Origin of the sequence: Burkholderia sp. WSM2232, from assembly GCF_000472545.1 — a bacterium.
Lineage (GTDB): Bacteria > Pseudomonadota > Gammaproteobacteria > Burkholderiales > Burkholderiaceae > Paraburkholderia.
In genome coordinates, this window is the sequence record NZ_AWZV01000004.1 from 1 (window position 1) to 15,648 (window position 15,648).

The 15,648-nt window shown below is 60.7% G+C and carries 13 protein-coding genes; 6 read left to right on the forward strand and 7 right to left on the reverse strand.

The genetic code is table 11. The features are described from left to right. Positions 1–2,115 (forward strand): hypothetical protein (locus F757_RS32850; protein WP_027209967.1); only part of this gene is annotated, 2,115 nt, incomplete at its 5' end. A gap of 69 nt (positions 2,116–2,184) precedes the next feature. On the opposite strand, the gene F757_RS0102250 is transcribed toward F757_RS32850, so the two are convergent. Continuing rightward, positions 2,185–2,817: an FMN-binding negative transcriptional regulator gene (locus tag F757_RS0102250; RefSeq protein ID WP_027209968.1), complete on the reverse strand. Its 633-nt coding sequence runs from the start codon at positions 2,815–2,817 to the stop codon at positions 2,185–2,187. A 325-nt stretch (positions 2,818–3,142) separates the two neighbouring features. Continuing rightward, the gene (locus F757_RS0102255; protein WP_027209969.1) at positions 3,143–4,702 is read right to left on the reverse strand and encodes a hypothetical protein; all 1,560 of its coding nucleotides are present in this window, start codon (positions 4,700–4,702) and stop codon (positions 3,143–3,145) included. 814 nt (positions 4,703–5,516) lie between these two features. On the opposite strand from F757_RS0102255, the gene F757_RS0102260 reads away from it, so the two are divergent. Next, positions 5,517–6,668, forward strand: a complete 1,152-nt coding sequence (locus tag F757_RS0102260; protein ID WP_232221331.1) for a hypothetical protein — start codon at positions 5,517–5,519, stop codon at positions 6,666–6,668. A 94-nt stretch (positions 6,669–6,762) separates the two neighbouring features. On the opposite strand, the gene F757_RS0102265 is transcribed toward F757_RS0102260, so the two are convergent. After that, a complete protein-coding gene (locus F757_RS0102265) occupies positions 6,763–7,737 on the reverse strand; it encodes an FkbM family methyltransferase (protein WP_232221332.1) in 975 nt (324 codons plus the stop codon). Positions 7,738–8,106: 369 nt separating this feature from the next. Here F757_RS0102265 and F757_RS0102270 point away from each other — a divergent pair, with 369 nt between their 5' ends. Further along, positions 8,107–8,586, forward strand: coding sequence for a carboxymuconolactone decarboxylase family protein (locus F757_RS0102270; protein WP_027209972.1), 480 nt, complete (start codon positions 8,107–8,109; stop codon positions 8,584–8,586). A 70-nt stretch (positions 8,587–8,656) separates the two neighbouring features. Further along, the gene (locus tag F757_RS0102275; RefSeq protein WP_027209973.1) at positions 8,657–9,064 is read left to right on the forward strand and encodes a cupin domain-containing protein; all 408 of its coding nucleotides are present in this window, start codon (positions 8,657–8,659) and stop codon (positions 9,062–9,064) included. A gap of 96 nt (positions 9,065–9,160) precedes the next feature. Here the strand turns inward: F757_RS0102275 and F757_RS0102280 are convergent, their stop codons facing one another. Continuing rightward, positions 9,161–9,661, reverse strand: a complete 501-nt coding sequence (locus F757_RS0102280; RefSeq protein ID WP_027209974.1) for an Ohr family peroxiredoxin — start codon at positions 9,659–9,661, stop codon at positions 9,161–9,163. Positions 9,662–10,206: 545 nt separating this feature from the next. Between F757_RS0102280 and F757_RS0102285 the strand changes: the two genes are divergently transcribed. Further along, a complete protein-coding gene (locus F757_RS0102285) occupies positions 10,207–11,232 on the forward strand; it encodes a LysR family transcriptional regulator (protein ID WP_027209975.1) in 1,026 nt (341 codons plus the stop codon). A gap of 599 nt (positions 11,233–11,831) precedes the next feature. Here F757_RS0102285 and F757_RS0102295 read toward each other — a convergent pair. Next, positions 11,832–12,746: an AraC family transcriptional regulator gene (locus F757_RS0102295; protein WP_027209976.1), complete on the reverse strand. Its 915-nt coding sequence runs from the start codon at positions 12,744–12,746 to the stop codon at positions 11,832–11,834. Between the two features lie 102 nt (positions 12,747–12,848). On the opposite strand from F757_RS0102295, the gene F757_RS0102300 reads away from it, so the two are divergent. Continuing rightward, the gene (locus F757_RS0102300; RefSeq protein ID WP_027209977.1) at positions 12,849–13,601 is read left to right on the forward strand and encodes an SDR family oxidoreductase; all 753 of its coding nucleotides are present in this window, start codon (positions 12,849–12,851) and stop codon (positions 13,599–13,601) included. Between the two features lie 84 nt (positions 13,602–13,685). On the opposite strand, the gene F757_RS0102305 is transcribed toward F757_RS0102300, so the two are convergent. Both F757_RS0102305 and pdxA read right to left on the reverse strand, forming a co-directional pair. Continuing rightward, positions 13,686–14,522, reverse strand: a complete 837-nt coding sequence (locus F757_RS0102305) for a DeoR/GlpR family DNA-binding transcription regulator (protein WP_027209978.1) — start codon at positions 14,520–14,522, stop codon at positions 13,686–13,688. Positions 14,523–14,599: 77 nt separating this feature from the next. After that, complete coding sequence (pdxA, locus tag F757_RS0102310) at positions 14,600–15,601, reverse strand: 4-hydroxythreonine-4-phosphate dehydrogenase PdxA (RefSeq protein ID WP_027209979.1); 1,002 nt, start codon at positions 15,599–15,601, stop codon at positions 14,600–14,602. Positions 15,602–15,648 lie beyond the last annotated feature (47 nt).

Below are 15,648 nucleotides of genomic sequence, written 5' to 3' on the forward strand. Positions count from 1 at the left end.
ATGCTGACCAGTCCCGCTACGTTTAGCAATGGGGTAGGCTGCTATCAGGGCGCGGTGTCGCAAACGGATCCGGCCTACGGGTATGACAAGGCGTGCTGGATGCGCGCGGTCGCCGCGTCTGCACCGGCACCGGCACCGGCACCGGCACCAGCACCGGCACCGGCACCGGCACCGGCACCGGCACCAGCACCAGCACCAGCACCAGCACCAGCACCAGCACCAGCACCAGCACCAGCACCAGCACCAGCACCAGCACCAGCACCAGCACCAGCACCCAGCCCGACGCCCACCCCAACTCCTGCACCTGCACCGTCTCCTTCGCCGTCAGCAACCTCGAGCGCTGCGATTTCCTGCGGCGCGCCGACTCAAACCGCGGGCGGCACCGCCAACGGCGTCATTAGCGCCGATACGCCCACCACCGATGGTCTGCGTGTCTTTCCGAACAACACGGCGTTCAAGATTGCCATCACGACGAATGCGCCGGGCGCGGACACGGTGGTCTGGTCGGTGGCGGACTCGAATGGGGCGATCAAGACACAAGGCAGCTTCGCGGTGAATTCAGGGGTACAGACCAGCACGCTGTCGTGCAAGTCGACGTGGGCTGGATACGGCGCGCTGACCGCGACGTTGCGCTCAGCCGGTGGCACGCTGCCGCGAAGTGGTACGCGGCCAACGGGCATCGCAACGTTTGGGGTGCTGCCGGATCTGAATTCGGCGCTGGGCACGGTGACCTATGCGCATCAGGACCAACATCGGTTCGGCATGCAGGGCTTCAACGGCAATATCGCGGCGCTGCACGCGCTCGGCATTTCGTGGACGATCGACGACCGCCAGGTATCTGCGATGGAGCCTAACGGTCCCTACACGTACTCACCCAGTGTGAACGATCTCGATCCGTTCTATAAGGCGAATCCCGATCAGTTGCGCATTGTGCGTCTTGACGGCCTGCCCGCATGGGACTCGAAGACCGGCCAGTACAACGACAGCTATTACGCGCCCGTCAACATGGCCGAGTTCAAGGACTTCATGGCGAGAGTCGGGACCGACACGAGTTTGATTCGCGCCGCGAACTATCCGAACCAGCAGAAGAACTACTATCAGGTGACGTGGGAGCCGAGCCTCGGCTGGGCGGACAGCGACGCAAATTTCGTTGCGATGTACAAGGCCGCCTATGAAGGCATTCACTCGACGGATCCGAACGCGATCGTGATGGGCACCGGCAATCCTTTCGCCGCGAATTGCGATACCTGCACGACGGGCTACCTGAAGAAGTTCGGCGCACTGGGTCTATGGAATTACATCGACGCTGTGTCGACGCATGGCTACTGGAACGCCGGCACCTATCCCGCGCACCCGCCGGAATTGCAGGACTCCGATCCCGATCCGGCGAACCAGGCGAATGCGCTCGACAATCAGATGACGCAACTGCGCTCGGTGATGCAGGCAGGCAAGCCGAACATGAAGCTGTTTTTCACGGAAGCGGGTGCCAGCTACGATCCGGGACTCAGCTATGGTCCCGCGGTTCCGTCGCAGAACCAGTTGTTTGCTCACGCGGCGGTCGGCGTGCGCGCGCACATCATCGTGCTCGGTGGCGGTGCACAGGTCACTACGCTGTTCTATGGTCCCGACTATCCGGGCGAAGTGGGATACGGGTCGTTCTTCGATCTGAACAACGCACAGGGTGCGTTTGGTGCGTCGAATCTCTCGCCGAAGCCCGAGGCGATGGCATTTGCAACGATGACACGGGTACTGGACGGCACCAACACCCTTGGCCGTGTAAAAGGCACGCCGTCCGGTACGTTTGCCTACGCGTTCCAGCAACTCGGCAACGGCAAGATCGTGACGGCTGCGTGGACGCATAGCAATGCGCAATGGCCGACGAGCGGCGGCGTGTACAGCCAGACGTACTCGACAAGCTACACGCTGCAAGTGGATGGCGCGGGCACGTCGGGCAATGTGACAAAAATCGATGGATATGGCAACGTCAGCACGATTCAGTATAGCAACGGTGCTGTCACGCTGGCGCTGACCGAAGTGCCGCAGTACATCGTGTCGAACAACGCCACGGTGGCGAAGAATAACTCGACTGTCCCTCTGGGTTATACGGGACAGTAACGTTAACATCAGGAGGTGCCGGTATGCTGTGGCAACAGCGCTAGCAGGATACCGGTCACGTTGTGTTCTTCATTGCTTCTGCGCAGCGCACGCGAGCATCTGATCGCCGATTGGGTTCTCGCGTGCCTTCAGCGCTTCTCCGGCGCCCTGAATATCGCGCGCGTCCTTGTTCTGGCCAAGCTTGCGCTTGCCAACGAGACGCGTAATGACGATCTCCACGCCGACAATCGCCTTAAGCATGGCGTCGATGTATTCACGAGGCGCGTCTCCCATTTTCCACGGCTGCGGTAGAGCGGCTTCATGGGTGCGTGTGAGGCGAGCCACTACGCCGCGCACATATTTCTCGTCGTCGCGAATCGTGATACGCCCGTGCGCATGCACCACGACGTAATTCCATGTGGGCACCTGCCTGTGCGTTTCGTGCTTGCTCGGATACCAGGTCGGTGAAATGTAGGCATCGCCCGCGTGGAAGACAACAAGTACTTCGTCGCCGTTAGCAAGGTCCTGCCAAAGCGGATTATTCCGCGCCACATGCGCATGCAGTACGCCGAGTTCGCCTTCGTCCGATGCAAGATCGAACGGGATGTGATTCGCGTCGAGGCCGCTGGCGCCGTGAGTAATCAGTGTGCCGAACGGGTGCTGCGCGATCAGCGCATGCAGTTGGTCTGTGCGAGCTTCGGTGAAATCGGCCGGTAAGTACATGGAGGCTCCGTTAGGTTTCTGCCTGCAGTGTGCGCCAAAACAGGCTTATTCTGTAGAGCCAGTCCCCATCACATTTATTGGGCCAGAACGATGGCGCGAACCGCGTGTGTATGGGACCTTCGCGCGCCTCGCAGAGTCGAGTGCCGCGCTCATGTGGTCGCAAAGCGGGCGAGCTGCTCGCTTCGATCATGGTCACATGACACCATGCGCGCAAACGTAAAGCCGCGCCCCAAAACAGGCGGCATTTATCCGGTCCAAAAAAATGGCCTCCCGCCGTAACGCAGCGGGAGGCCAGATTTGCAGGCAAATGCGAGTGCTCGCCGGATCAGGTGTCCGCGTGGCTCGACGTGAAATTGCTGAAGGCACCATACGGCGGATTCAGTGCCGTACCGTTCGTCATGATGCCATACGTGTTGTTGCCGCTATCGAGCACGTAGTACATGACGGACTGGATGTTATGCGTCTTACGTGCCGCATAGAACGAACCCAGTTGCGAGGTAATGTAGTTTGCCCGATAGGTCTGCGTTTGCTCCGGGCCAGTATTCCATTCGGTGATAAAGAACGGCACACCGTATCTGGCCTTGCAATAGGTGGGCAGATCGATGCCGGGACCCGCGCCGTCCGTACCGATGTTGAAAATGTTGCCATACACCTCGTAGTTGTGCCACGTCGTGATGTCCCAGCGCACCTTCGGGTAGCCGCCGCTGCCGTCGGGCTGTGTGCCGTCCCACAGCGCGTCTGACGCACCCACATCTGCCACGCAGAAGTTAATGCCGCATTTCGCGCCGGGCTGAGCTGCCTTCACGCCGTCGATCATCCCGCGCATCGCGCCACGCATGATTGGCCAGTTCGCGTTGTTGAAGTCGAGCGCCTTGGTGCCTGCGTTGGTCGAATCGATAATGATTGCGCTGTCGCGGGTCAATTCATTGCCGCATTCATAGAACGTCACGCCGTACGGTTTGAGCGTATTCGCGATCGTAAAGGCCGAGCCGTAACAGGCGTTGTACGCTGCGGATTCGCCTGCGAGCAGTCTGCCGCTGCTGTCGCGAAGGCCCAGGTTGACCAGCACGAGCAGGGTCATGCCAGCCGACTGGAATGCCTGCGCGAGCTTGACTACGGCATTCAGTTGTGCGGCGTCTCCCGAACAACCGACGCGGTAGCTCGTGCAACCGAGGCCCTTCAGGATCGAGACAACCTGCGAGGGCGTGTACGTATAGTCAAAGTGCCCGTTTATTCCGAAGAAGCTGCCCGTAGTGGCCGCAACAGGCGTGCGCGGATCGCTGCATGGCAGCCATTGAGACGCGACCTCCGCGTTGGCGTAGAACTGTCCGCTTGTATTGCGGCAATAGATCTTGCCGCCGTACCACAGCACCAGCGACACGTTGTAGTTGTTACCAACCACAGCGCCGTTTCGCGAGATGACACCATTCGTGAGCGTCCACACGGCACCCGTCTTGTCGATGATGCTGGACGCGGAGGGCATCGTGGTGCCGTCCGGCGAAGTAGTGCCAAGACGCGGATCGCTCGAAGCCTGCCAAGTCGATCCCGTCCACTGGTAGAACTGGTTGCTCGTGTTCTGCACATAAATGTTGCCGTTGAAGCACAGCGCGAGAACCACGTTGTAGTTGTTGCCGGCCTTCGCACCGTTGCGATACGCGACGCCGCCCGAAAGGGTCCAGGTCGCGCCCGCGCCGTCGATCAGTGACGTTGCCGGCGGCATGGCCGTGCCGTTGGCCGAGCCGGTCTTTGCAGTCGCACTGGTCTTTTGAGCACCTGAGGAAGTCGTCGCGCTTGCTTCTTCCGAGCCGCCGCCACCGCATGCGCTCAACACCACACTACCGCCCAGCGCTGTCAGTGCACCAATAAATTGTCTTCTTTTCAACATTGTTAGTTATTCCGCTATCCAGAAAGACCCCGAATAAAGTCCAAATGTGGTTCTTATATGGGTTATTGATTTTTGCGAAACCAGAAAACGTTGTTTTTTATTGGCACTACTGATGATCCAGGAAATCCGAGTGCTGTTCGGGCGTTAAGCTGGGTGTTACAGAAATGGTTAATGCCGCCGGGCTGGGCAAACCGATTCAACAAGACGCGCGAGCGGGTCAACGCTCGAGCCGACGCTTGCGCCGAGGCTTATTCAGCAGTGGATTTAACTCACTTCGTTGCCAGGACCCGCTCGCCTGAGCCAGCCTCGCAAGGTTTCATCTGAGGAAAGACGCTCGACTGCGTAAATATTGCGCGTTCCTGATGTGAACGGGGTAGATCTTACCCGGAATGCGAATTTGCCAAAACGGAAAGTAGTTGTCCTCCGCCAGAAAGCAAGATTGTTTCCGATGCGCTCAGGAACGCCGAAGGAATTCCACTATCTCCTTATGGTATGGGGACTGTACGACCCGTAACTTTTCCACTTTGACCCCAAGAACGGCGCGTCATTTTTTCCACTTTGTCGGTGCCTTTGCTTGTGACTCGTCGTTGTGTCCTTGGCGTTTCTCGTGGGGCCAGTCCACGGTCAGCACTTTCGGACACATGCGAGGTTGCGTCCGGCCGATATTGGCGCATTTTCAGGTGATTTCGGCCATACCTCGTGGTTTCCCGCATGCTAAGCTGGACTGAAGAATGATGTTTCACATCATTAGATATGCGCAAAGGGGTTATCACTGCGGGATCCGCGATGTTGTGATAATGCTTTGGCTTGTTGTTTGCGGTGGTGCTGTTTGACCGGAGATTGTCGAGTGTCGCAGATTATTAAAGAGGCCCGTGCTGTGCCGGGAAATAAAGAAGAGAACGGGCTGCGTCCGCGGGTGCTGATGTGTCCTTTTACTAATCCTACCAACCGCTATATAGAGATTCAAAAAGATCTGTACAGGTCCGTCGGCTACGATGTCGCGCCACTATCGATCAAGGGCTTGCTGAAAGGCGGCTTTGCCGACCTGTTCCGGCCAGAGAATGTACTCGTGTTCCACTGGCTCGAATACCGGCCATTTAGCCGGCAGAAAGGCACCGCCCGTCTGAGTGTGTTGGGGTGTTTGATTTTCGCCTTCTATTGCGCGCTGATTCTGCTTGCGCGCGCCAAAACGGTGTACTTCGTCCACGACCAGGCTGTGCACGACACCGTGGGGTTCAACCGGCGCCTGTCGGTGCGCATCATCGCGTTCGTGCGCCGTATCGCGGATTCTCGCGTCGTACATGCGCCGGATTTTCAGGCGCCGTTCCGTGCGCAGTACTTGCCTCATCCGTTGTACTGGGATTCGCCAGGCCATCCGCCACACCATGCAAAGGCGCAACGGCCTACGCCGCTTTACACGATGCTCGGCGTGATTCGTCCATATAAGCAGATCGATGCGGTACTCGATCTCTGGCCGACCGACTGTAAATTGCGTATCGCCGGACACGGCACGGACGCTTACCTGGCCACGCTAAACGAAATCATTGCTAGAAGATCGCTGCGAGAAGCAGTGCTCCTCGAGTCCCGCTTCCTCACCGACGCCGAGTTTGCACAAAGCATTGCGGACAGCGACGTGCTGATTCTCCCGCACGCGGCCGACTCCATGCTGGTGAGCGGCGCGTTCTTCGAGGCTATTGGATTGGTTCCGGTGTTGATCGCCCGCTCGACACCCTTCATGAGGTGGGCAGCAAGAAAGTTCAACAACGTGATTCTTTTCAATGACGTCAGCGAACTCCCCGAACTCCTGCGAACGGTCAACAGGTCGTGGGAGACGTTTGCCAACAATGCGAGTCATCGCAAGGCGCTCGACGAGTTCGGCTGGAAAGCCTGCTGCCGGCATTACGGGCAGTTCCTCGAGGCGGTCGGTGGGCACGCGAACGCGGTCGAAAAACCGGTGGCCGAGTAAGTCCGCCTTTATTTGCAGCGCTTGGGGACCGCGGTGCGACTGACTCGACCTCGCTCTATGAGCGCCAGCACTGTTGGCAGCAATCTCCGTCCTCTTACTCCGCGCGCGCCGGCGTCCTTGTGGCGAAGATATCCACGTATTTCTGTGGGTTGTCACGCCACTGCGTGATTGTGCCGCGCAAGCGCGCCGTGATTTCGGTGATTGACTCCGTGACGGCTTGCCTTCCGGCATTCGCGTCGGTTTCTTCAACCCGCCCGTGGGTGAAGTGCGCTTCGAGAAACTGCAGCACGACGTTGGGATCGCCGCCGAGCCGCGCCATATGATAGGGCGACCATTCGATCAGAATGGCATCGGCTCTCGCGAGCGTATTGCGGCCACCCGCGATGACGTAGGGCTCGGCGCCTTGCGTGTCGATTTTCGCAAACACGGGCCCAGTCAGTTGCATTGGCACGTCGTCCAGCCTCATGCAGCGCACTTCAATAATCTTGCGCCCCATTTCGTTCTGCTTTGCCGGAAGACGGGTTTCAATGTGAAGGCGATGGTCACCCAGATTGCCGTCGGCAATTTCAAAAGGCAATACTTCCTCGCGCTCGTGGAGCGCGAGCTGGAAGGTCTCTATATTGCGTGACGGACAGTTTTCAGCAATGTTGCGCAGCAGGTTTCGATAATTGGTCGGTTCCGGCTCGAACGCGTAGCACTTCACTCGCTCGTTGTGCTGCGCAATGGGAATGGTCGTCATGCCAATATTCGCGCCGATGTCGAGGTACGTTCCCCCCGAATCGCCGAAGAACGTTGTCAGCTTCTCTGCCAGCTCTGGCGCCCAGCGTCCGGTCTCGGCATATTTCCGCAGAATGCTCAGGTCGTTGGAGCTACTAACCATCGTGCCGTATTGACCCTCAGCCGAAAAACGCACGACGTTCAGCTTGTGCGACAGGCTGGAGAGGTAAAGATAGCCATACTCCTTCGCCAGCGCGCTGTCCTCGAGGAGTGACTTCGCCATGACGTGCCGCAGTCTCAGGGGCAGCATCGAAGTCACGGCGCCTGTTGCGCAGAGTATGAGTTTCTTCATGAGAAAGAGCATACCGCAGCGCTATTTCACCGTGAGTGTCACGTCTCCGCGCTTTCGGCAAAGGCATCAACGAAATCGGCCATTGCTTGCCGGGCGCCAGCTCCCGCTCCGGCATTCCGGCGCGTATCGCCTTCGGTCGAACGCGTGGCGATCGTGGCATTTCCATGAGGCGCCGGTTATTGCCTTTCAGTCCACATTGAAGTGTTCTACGCAGACTTCCAGCGATTGTGCTAGTCGCAACGCGCGTTTAGTTTAATTGGTGCCTTAAGGACAACACCGTGGTCCCTTTTGTAGGTCTACCGCACCAAACGGCGTCCGCCTACCATGACTTCGTGCCGCGCAAATTCAAGCGTTCATCAGGAGAAGTCAATGACTCAGCGTATCAATTACATCCGGCAGTCGCCCGAACTGTTCAAGAAACTGCTCGAACTCAGCAATCAACTGAAGGAGAGCGCAGTTGAAGAATCGATTCGCGACCTCGTGTCGATCCGGGCGTCGCAAATCAACGGCTGTGCCTTCTGTGTCGACATGCATGTCAAGGAAGCCCGCATACACGGGGAGCGGGAGTTGCGTCTGCATCACATCGCGATCTGGCGCGAGTCAACGCTGTTCGCGTCGCGCGAGCGTGCAGCACTCGCATGGACGGAAGCGTTGACGAAGCTCGGCGGGCACGGCGTGCCCGACGACATCTACGAAAGCGTGCGTACTCAGTTTTCCGAAAAAGAACTGTCCGATCTCACATATGAGGTCATGGCTATCAACGCCTGGAACCGCGCGAACGTTGCATTCCGCACGGTGCCCGGTTCAGCCGACAAGGCATTTGGCCTCGACAAGGCGAATCTCGCCTGAGCCGTCGAGTTGCGCTGTTCTTCTTCGAGCTACGTCCCGCGCATGCGGGCCGCGTTATTGGAGGCACATCATGTTTCGACTGAAAACTACCGTGATCGCCACGCTCGTCGTTGCGCATGCCTTGACGGGCGCGGCGTACGCGGCAGCGCCGGAAGCCATTGTGACCCCGTTGATGACCAAGCCGCTCGACGACTATCCCGGCAAGGAAGCGTTGATGATAAGCGTGACTTATCCGCCGGGTTCCGTCGATCCCGTGCATCGGCATCATGCCCATGCGTTCGTCTACGTGCTCGAGGGGTCAATCGTGATGCAGGTGAAGGGCGGCAAGGAAGTGACGCTGACGGCCGGGCAAACCTTCTATGAAGGTCCGAACGACGTGCACACGGTTGGGCGGAATGCAAGCCAGACCCAACCCGCGAAGTTCGTCGTGCTTCTACTGAAGGACAAGGGCGCGCCTGTCCTTGTTCCGGAGAAATAAGCACGCTAATGCCGCGGCGCTCGGCAGTCACATGCGGCGGCAGCGGACGTGATGAAAAGACAATCACACGCTGCGGCCGCACCGGACGGTCTTGGATCAATCGACAACCGTCACGATGTTGACGGTTCCTTGTCTTGCCATCTTTGCATAAGGGCACAAGCGCTCGGCAGTTCGAACCATCTCTTCGGCCACGGACCGGTCCACTCCTGGCATCCGCACTCGCAGATCGATGACTAGTGCATAGCCTCCATCCATGGGATCGCGGCCAAACGACACCTGTACCTCCACGACGGTTTCATCGATCTCCATGGCGGCGCGTTTTGCGAGCAGGTTCAGCGCTCCATGAAAGCACGCCGCAAAACCTGCCGCGAACAACTGCTCCGGGTTGGTCCCGTTACCAGGTCCGCCGAACTCTTTGGGCAGGCGCAGTTCCACGGAGAGATTTCCGTCGTCTGAGCGGGCCACGCCCGACGCGCGGCCATGTCCCGTTTGTCCACCGGAAACAGTGACTGTGGTTGTGTAAAGCGCATGAAAGTCCCGGCCGCGATATCTATCGAGGAGGGAAAGCGGGGGAGGCTGGAGGTCTTTGTCGTCCATATGTATTCTCGATATCCGGTAACGTACGTTCCGTCTATCGGCCACTAATTGAGGGAAGCTTCTGGCCAAAGGCACCTGTGCCTGGCCTCGCGAATCGCGTCGCCGATAGCCGGATAATTCCGTGGAACGAACGATCGTATGAACAGTGGCAACGGTGGGTTTGTACGCCCACTAGCGCCAGCTACCGGCGCAACTTCCGGCGCAACTACCGGGCGACGCCCCCATGGTAGATTAGGGCGGAGGCACGTGCTATAACCCGAACGGGAGACATGGTGTTTCCCGTCAAGCACCAATGAAGTACCGATCCAAATGATCGGACGAAAGCCCATGTATGTCAGCAGATCAGCGGCATTGCGGTGCAAGCGTCCGCTAATCGTACTGTGCATCAAACGTTCAGGACTATTGCATTCAAGGCAGTGACGCGCGTGACCGAGGCGCCGTCAATCGCCGGTGGGCAACGCCAGCGACAGTCGTTGCCTGCGCCGGAATGCATGCTGGCGGCCGGGCGACTCACGCCTTCATGTGTCGATAGTCGGGGGGCAGCAGTGGATCAAACAGAGACACCGCAACGAGGCATTCGCTCCGGCCTGCCAGACCATGCCGACGTTTTATCCACCGGTTTCGCGACGAGCTACGCGGGGATCATTGTTTTCATCGCGGTGGCCACGGAAGGCAGCTTCGCCAAGGCTGGTGAACGTCTGGGCGTTGGACGTTCGGCTGTCTGCCGTAATGTGCAGAAGCTCGAAACACAGTTAAGCACTCGCCTCTTTCTTCGAACGACCAGAACAACCAACCTGACGCAGGAAGGCGAGCGGTTCTTCGAGAACTGCAATCAGGGCGTGAGCCATCTTGTCGAGGCAATGAACGACATGCTCGATCTGCGCCAGGGCCCGCCTCGCGGTTTCCTTCGGGTCCGTTCGACGGTGGGGTTCGGTCGCAAGGTGGTGGGCCCGCTGCTGTTCAAGTTCTCCGAGGTCTATCCGGACATCTCCGTCGAATTGCTTCTGGAAGACCGACCCGTCGATTTCGCTGCGGAACGGATCGATGTGGCCTTTCGCGACGGGCTGATCGAGGACTCCAGCATCATTGCAAAGCAGTTGATCCCAATGCAGAGGGTACTCTGTGCATCACCCGCCTATGTAGAGGAGCGGGGACTGCCGGCAACGCTCGAAGAACTCGCACAGCACGACTGTATCAACCTGAGGTTCAACGGCCGCGTCGCCGAGTGGGACTTCAAGGTCGATGGTCACGCGCGAAAGTACCTGCCGAACGCCCGATTGACTTTCAACGACCCGGAACTGGTATTGCAAGCGGTGCTGGAGGGCCGTGGAATTTCGCAGATGCCTGGGTATCAGATATGCGATTACATCGCCCGCAATGAACTCGTTGCGGCACTGAGGCGCCATGTGCCGGACGATCGAGGTCATTACCTTTGCTATCTGTGCCGACAGAACCTGCCGTCACGCATTCGTGTGTTCGTCGATTTCATGACGGACGAGATTCGGGCGCTCAATCAACCCTGTCTCGGCGAATTCAATGCGGGCCACCTGGAAACCGGGCGTCAGGCGTGAGGCTACCTCATTAGCGCCAGAAATGACGCGATCAGCTGCCCGGGACGATTCGCGCGCTCGCATCAGCCGTCATGCTGATGGCGTGTTTCGGTTGTCACAGCCATTGGTGCCTGCGCGGCAACATTGAGTGTTTCGACGCGTGTCTACCGGAGTGGAGCTTGCGCGCCTACCATTTGATCATGGCTTCGGGATCAATGTATTGAGTCCAGGATCGCTGGGGTCGTTAGTGGAGGGCATCATGATTCCTCTCGGACCTCTGACGGTGTTTTTCTGCTGGATCATGCTGTCCGCGGTGAGTATCGGCCTCGCGATTGCGGTTTCGTTCAGCGGTATTTTCTGACGCCGGACATCGCCTCGCACATCGCGCAGGTGATCGTCGCGGGAATGCCGGTGTCGTCACCGGATACCCGGACTGAGCGATCTCTTCTCGCGGCACTGCCACGAATGCAGCATGTCCACGATTTGCGCCAACACCTTCGGTTCAATCGCACGCTCGTGCGCAAAACCGCTTATATGTTGCTGACGGCGACGCTCGCCACGCCGCTCGCCGCGCTCGCGCCTGGAGCGCCAAACCCGGCCTGGTCGACCCGAACAGCATGCTACGCACCGGCCGCGTTCGCCTGCTCGTCACGCGCATACTGCGTGGGCGGCCTTCCCACATGCCGCGTGAACGCGACGCTGAAGGTGCTGGCGGAACTGTAGCCGACGCGCTCTGCAATCTCGGCGACGCGGCCCTGGTTGCGACGCAGCAGATCTTTTGCAAGTGCCATGCGCCAGGTGAGCAGATATGCCATTGGCGCCACGCCAACCGCGCGGCTGAAACGTTCGAAAAACGTCGAGCGTGAAAGCGCCGCTTGCTTCGCGAGCTCAGGGACCGTCCACGCGTGCATCGGCCGTTCGTGCATGACGCGGATCGCTGCCGCAAGGCGGCTATCGGCCAGGCCGCGCACGAGCCCCGGCGACGCGTTCGTCCCGGCCGCGGACCTCAGTGCCTCGATCAGCAGCACTTCCAGCAGTCGCGACAGCACGACCTCGCGCGCGGGCCGCTCTTCGCGCCATTCTTCCCGTACGAGGCCGACGAGCGTGATGAGCCGCGGCTCGCCGCGGACATGCACGAACTGCGGCAGCAGCGATACGAGCAGCGCGGCGTCCGGCGAACCGAAGCTGCAGTGCCCCGCCATCATGCGCGAGTCGATCAGGTTGTTCGAGGCGCCGATCTGGAATTCGCCGTTGCCGAGCGCTACGGGCGTCGACGTCTCGCTACCTGGCGGCGGCGCGAGGCTCGATATGCAGACGTCGTGCGCTGCGGGAACCAGCAGGAAGTCGCCCGAGCGCAGCTCGAACGGATTGTGAGCGTCGATGGTGATGCGGCAGCCGCCGTCCAGCACCACGCAGTAAAGCGGCTGGCCGGTATCCGAGCGGCGGATGCGCCACGGGCTCGCGCCGAGCACGAGTTTGGAATAGCGCGCGCTCGGCTGCAGCAGCGTGACGACCTCGGCCAATGGATCGATCATTGCCGGACTCCTGCAAATGAAATCTGGATTGCTGATTGTAGTCAGTGCGGGCGCTGCCATCTATCGTAGCGGCATGTACAAACCACCCCAACAGGAGTTTTCATGCCGACCATACTGATCACCGGCTGTTCTTCCGGCTTTGGCCTCGAGATCGCCCGCTATTTTCTCGCCCGTGACTGGAATGTCGTCGCGACGATGCGCACACCGCGCGCGGACGTACTGCCGCCGTCGCCCCGCCTGCGCGTGCTGGCCCTCGACGTCACGGATAGCGAAAGCATCCGCCGCGCCCTCGAGGATGTAGGGCCGCTCGACGTCCTCGTCAACAATGCGGGCTTTGGCCTCGCCGCCCCGTCCGAGTTGACCCCTCTCGCCGCGGTGCGCGAGGTCTTCGAGACCAACACGTTCGGCACGATCGCGGTGACGCAGGCGGTGTTGCCGCAGTTCCGTCAGCGCGGGGCCGGCGTGGTCGTGAACGTCACGTCGAGCGTGACCCTGAAGGCTTTGCCCCTGATTGCCGCGTACAGCGCGAGCAAGGCGGCGGTGAATGCGTATACGGAATCGACAGCCGCAGAGTTGGCGCCGTTCGGCGTGCGGCTTTGTCTCGTGCTGCCGGGCCGTTCGCCTGAAAGCCGTTTTCGCGAGAATGCGCAGAGGCACGGTCTCGAGCACGAGGCGTATGCCGATCTCGTCAACCAGGTGCTGACGAGCTTCGCGGATACGGCCTCGCCGATCACCCACCCGCAGGACGTTGCCGAGGCGGTGTGGCGCGCGGCGACTGATCCGTCTTCGCCGATGCGTATTCCGGCCGGCGCCGACGCCGAGGCGTGGGCCGCCGAAGCAACTCGCTTGCGTTGACCATGTGCGGGCGCGATGGCCGTCAGGCCGCCAGCACGTTGCAAGACCGGCTAGCGGCCCGTGCCGTGCCCGATCACACCTGCATCAATCCGATGCCGCACTGGTACCGCGAGCCGCTGTGTCGCGGGGCGTCGCTGTAAGTGGCGCGTTGTCGAGGTCCGCAGTCTCGACGACGACGCGTTCCAACGCCCGGAAAGGAGCGAGGCGCGCCTCATCCGCGACGCTCGACGTGATGAGCCGCCAGTCGCGCTCGAGCGGCGTCCAGTGCTGCTGCCGCGAGCGGCCGAGCTTGTCGGCGTCGGCCAGTACGATGACTTGCGCCGCGCGCCGGATGATGCAGTCTTTCAGATAAGCCTGCTGCGCGCTCGCCTCGCACAGCCCGAACTCGGCTACAACGCCGTCGGCGCCGAGGAACGCCTTGTCCACGCTCAGACGGCTCAGCGCGAGTTCGGCGAGCGGCCCGAGTGTGCTCATGCTCGAATTGCGCAGGTCGCCGCCGATCAACGTCAAGTGCACGCCCGGCGCGTTCGCAAGCGTCATCACCGCAAGCAGGTTGTTGGTGACCACATGTAGATCGACCCGCGAGCCGAGATGCCGCGCGAGCGCGGCGCAGGTCGTGCCGCCGTCGAGCAGCACCGTATCGCCGTCGTGGACGTGCGCGGCAGCCGCGCGCGCAATGGCTTCCTTCTGTTCGCGCTGCGTGGCCTTGCGTTCTTCGAGCGACGCCTCCGGTTCATGCGAGCCGATCAGTGCGGTCGCGCCGCCATAAGTGCGTACCAGACGACGCTGGTTCGCGAGCGTGGTGAGGTCGCGCCGCACCGTTGCCTCGGAGACGCCGAGCGCGGCGCTGAGTTGTTCGACGTTGGCGTCGCCGGTCAGAACGAGATCGAGAATCGCGCGATGGCGCTCGGACGCTTTCATGGCTGTCATCTGCAATAAAGAGGCTGCCGATGTTACACCACGGCCCGCGCGCCACCCGTCGCGTTCATCGCGCGCGTTCAGCCGCGCCGCGTGGCGAGTTCGGCGCCCTGGCGCAGTGCCTCGAGCAGGCTGCGCTCGTCGGCAATGCCTTTGCCGGCGATGTCGAATGCAGTGCCGTGATCGACGGACGTGCGGATCACTTCGAGGCCCACGGTCACATTCACACCAGCTTCGAGACCGAGCACCTTCACAGGACCGTGGCCCTGGTCGTGATACATCGCGACCACGAGGTCGAAGTCGCCGCGGCCCGCGCGGAAAAACAGCGTGTCGGCAGGCAGCGGGCCGGTTACGTCCAGTCCGCGCTCCTGCAGCACCTTCACCGCCGGAACGATCTTCTCTTCTTCCTCGCCGTAGCCGAACAGGCCGTTTTCGCCGGCGTGCGGATTGATGCCGCACACGCCGATGCGCGGCTTCGCAATGCCGGCCTTCACCAGCGTCGCGTTGCCGCGCTCGATCGTGCGCTGGACCAGCCCCGGCTCGATCTTGCGGATCGCGTCGATGATGCCGATGTGCGTGGTCACATGAATCACGCGTAGTTGCGGCGCGACCAGCATCATCGACACTTCGTCGACGCCCGTCAGGTACGCAAGCATTTCCGTGTGGCCGGGAAACTTGTGGCCGCCCGCGTGCAGCGCTTCCTTGTTCAGCGGCGCGGTGCAGATCGCGTCGATCTGCTTCGCCTCGGCGAGTTCGACGGCGCGCGCGATGAACTGATAAGCGGCGTCGCCCGCGACTGCCGACAACTGGCCGAACGGCAGATCGTCGGGAATCAGGTCGAGGTCGATGCAGTCGATCGTGCCCGGCTCGTAGCGCGCTTCGGCCGCTGTCTTGATGCGGCGGATCTTCGCCGCGCCGCCCACGATCTGATTCGCGCGTTCAAGCCGGCGCGCATCGCCGATCACCAGCGGACGACACTGCTGGTAGACGATGTCGTGCGCGAGGCTCTTGACGACGATCTCCGGGCCGACGCCCGCTGCGTCGCCCATCGTGATGCCGATTACGGGGAGGTAGTTGCTCATGATGTTTTGCGTGGTCCTTTGTGTCTGGCTGTGCTGCCCACCTGATC

Excerpts from the sequence above, each read along its gene's own strand:
- F757_RS0102250 (WP_027209968.1), bottom strand. The coding sequence starts at position 2,817 with ATGTACTTACCGGCCGATTTCACCGAAGCTCGCACAGACCAACTGCAT.
- F757_RS0102255 (WP_027209969.1), bottom strand. The coding sequence starts at position 4,702 with ATGTTGAAAAGAAGACAATTTATTGGTGCACTGACAGCGCTGGGCGGT.
- F757_RS0102265 (WP_232221332.1), bottom strand. The coding sequence starts at position 7,737 with ATGAAGAAACTCATACTCTGCGCAACAGGCGCCGTGACTTCGATGCTG.
- F757_RS0102270 (WP_027209972.1), top strand. The coding sequence starts at position 8,107 with ATGACTCAGCGTATCAATTACATCCGGCAGTCGCCCGAACTGTTCAAG.
- F757_RS0102275 (WP_027209973.1), top strand. The coding sequence starts at position 8,657 with ATGTTTCGACTGAAAACTACCGTGATCGCCACGCTCGTCGTTGCGCAT.
- F757_RS0102280 (WP_027209974.1), bottom strand. The coding sequence starts at position 9,661 with ATGGACGACAAAGACCTCCAGCCTCCCCCGCTTTCCCTCCTCGATAGA.
- F757_RS0102295 (WP_027209976.1), bottom strand. The coding sequence starts at position 12,746 with ATGATCGATCCATTGGCCGAGGTCGTCACGCTGCTGCAGCCGAGCGCG.
- F757_RS0102300 (WP_027209977.1), top strand. The coding sequence starts at position 12,849 with ATGCCGACCATACTGATCACCGGCTGTTCTTCCGGCTTTGGCCTCGAG.
- F757_RS0102305 (WP_027209978.1), bottom strand. The coding sequence starts at position 14,522 with ATGAAAGCGTCCGAGCGCCATCGCGCGATTCTCGATCTCGTTCTGACC.
- pdxA (WP_027209979.1), bottom strand. The coding sequence starts at position 15,601 with ATGAGCAACTACCTCCCCGTAATCGGCATCACGATGGGCGACGCAGCG.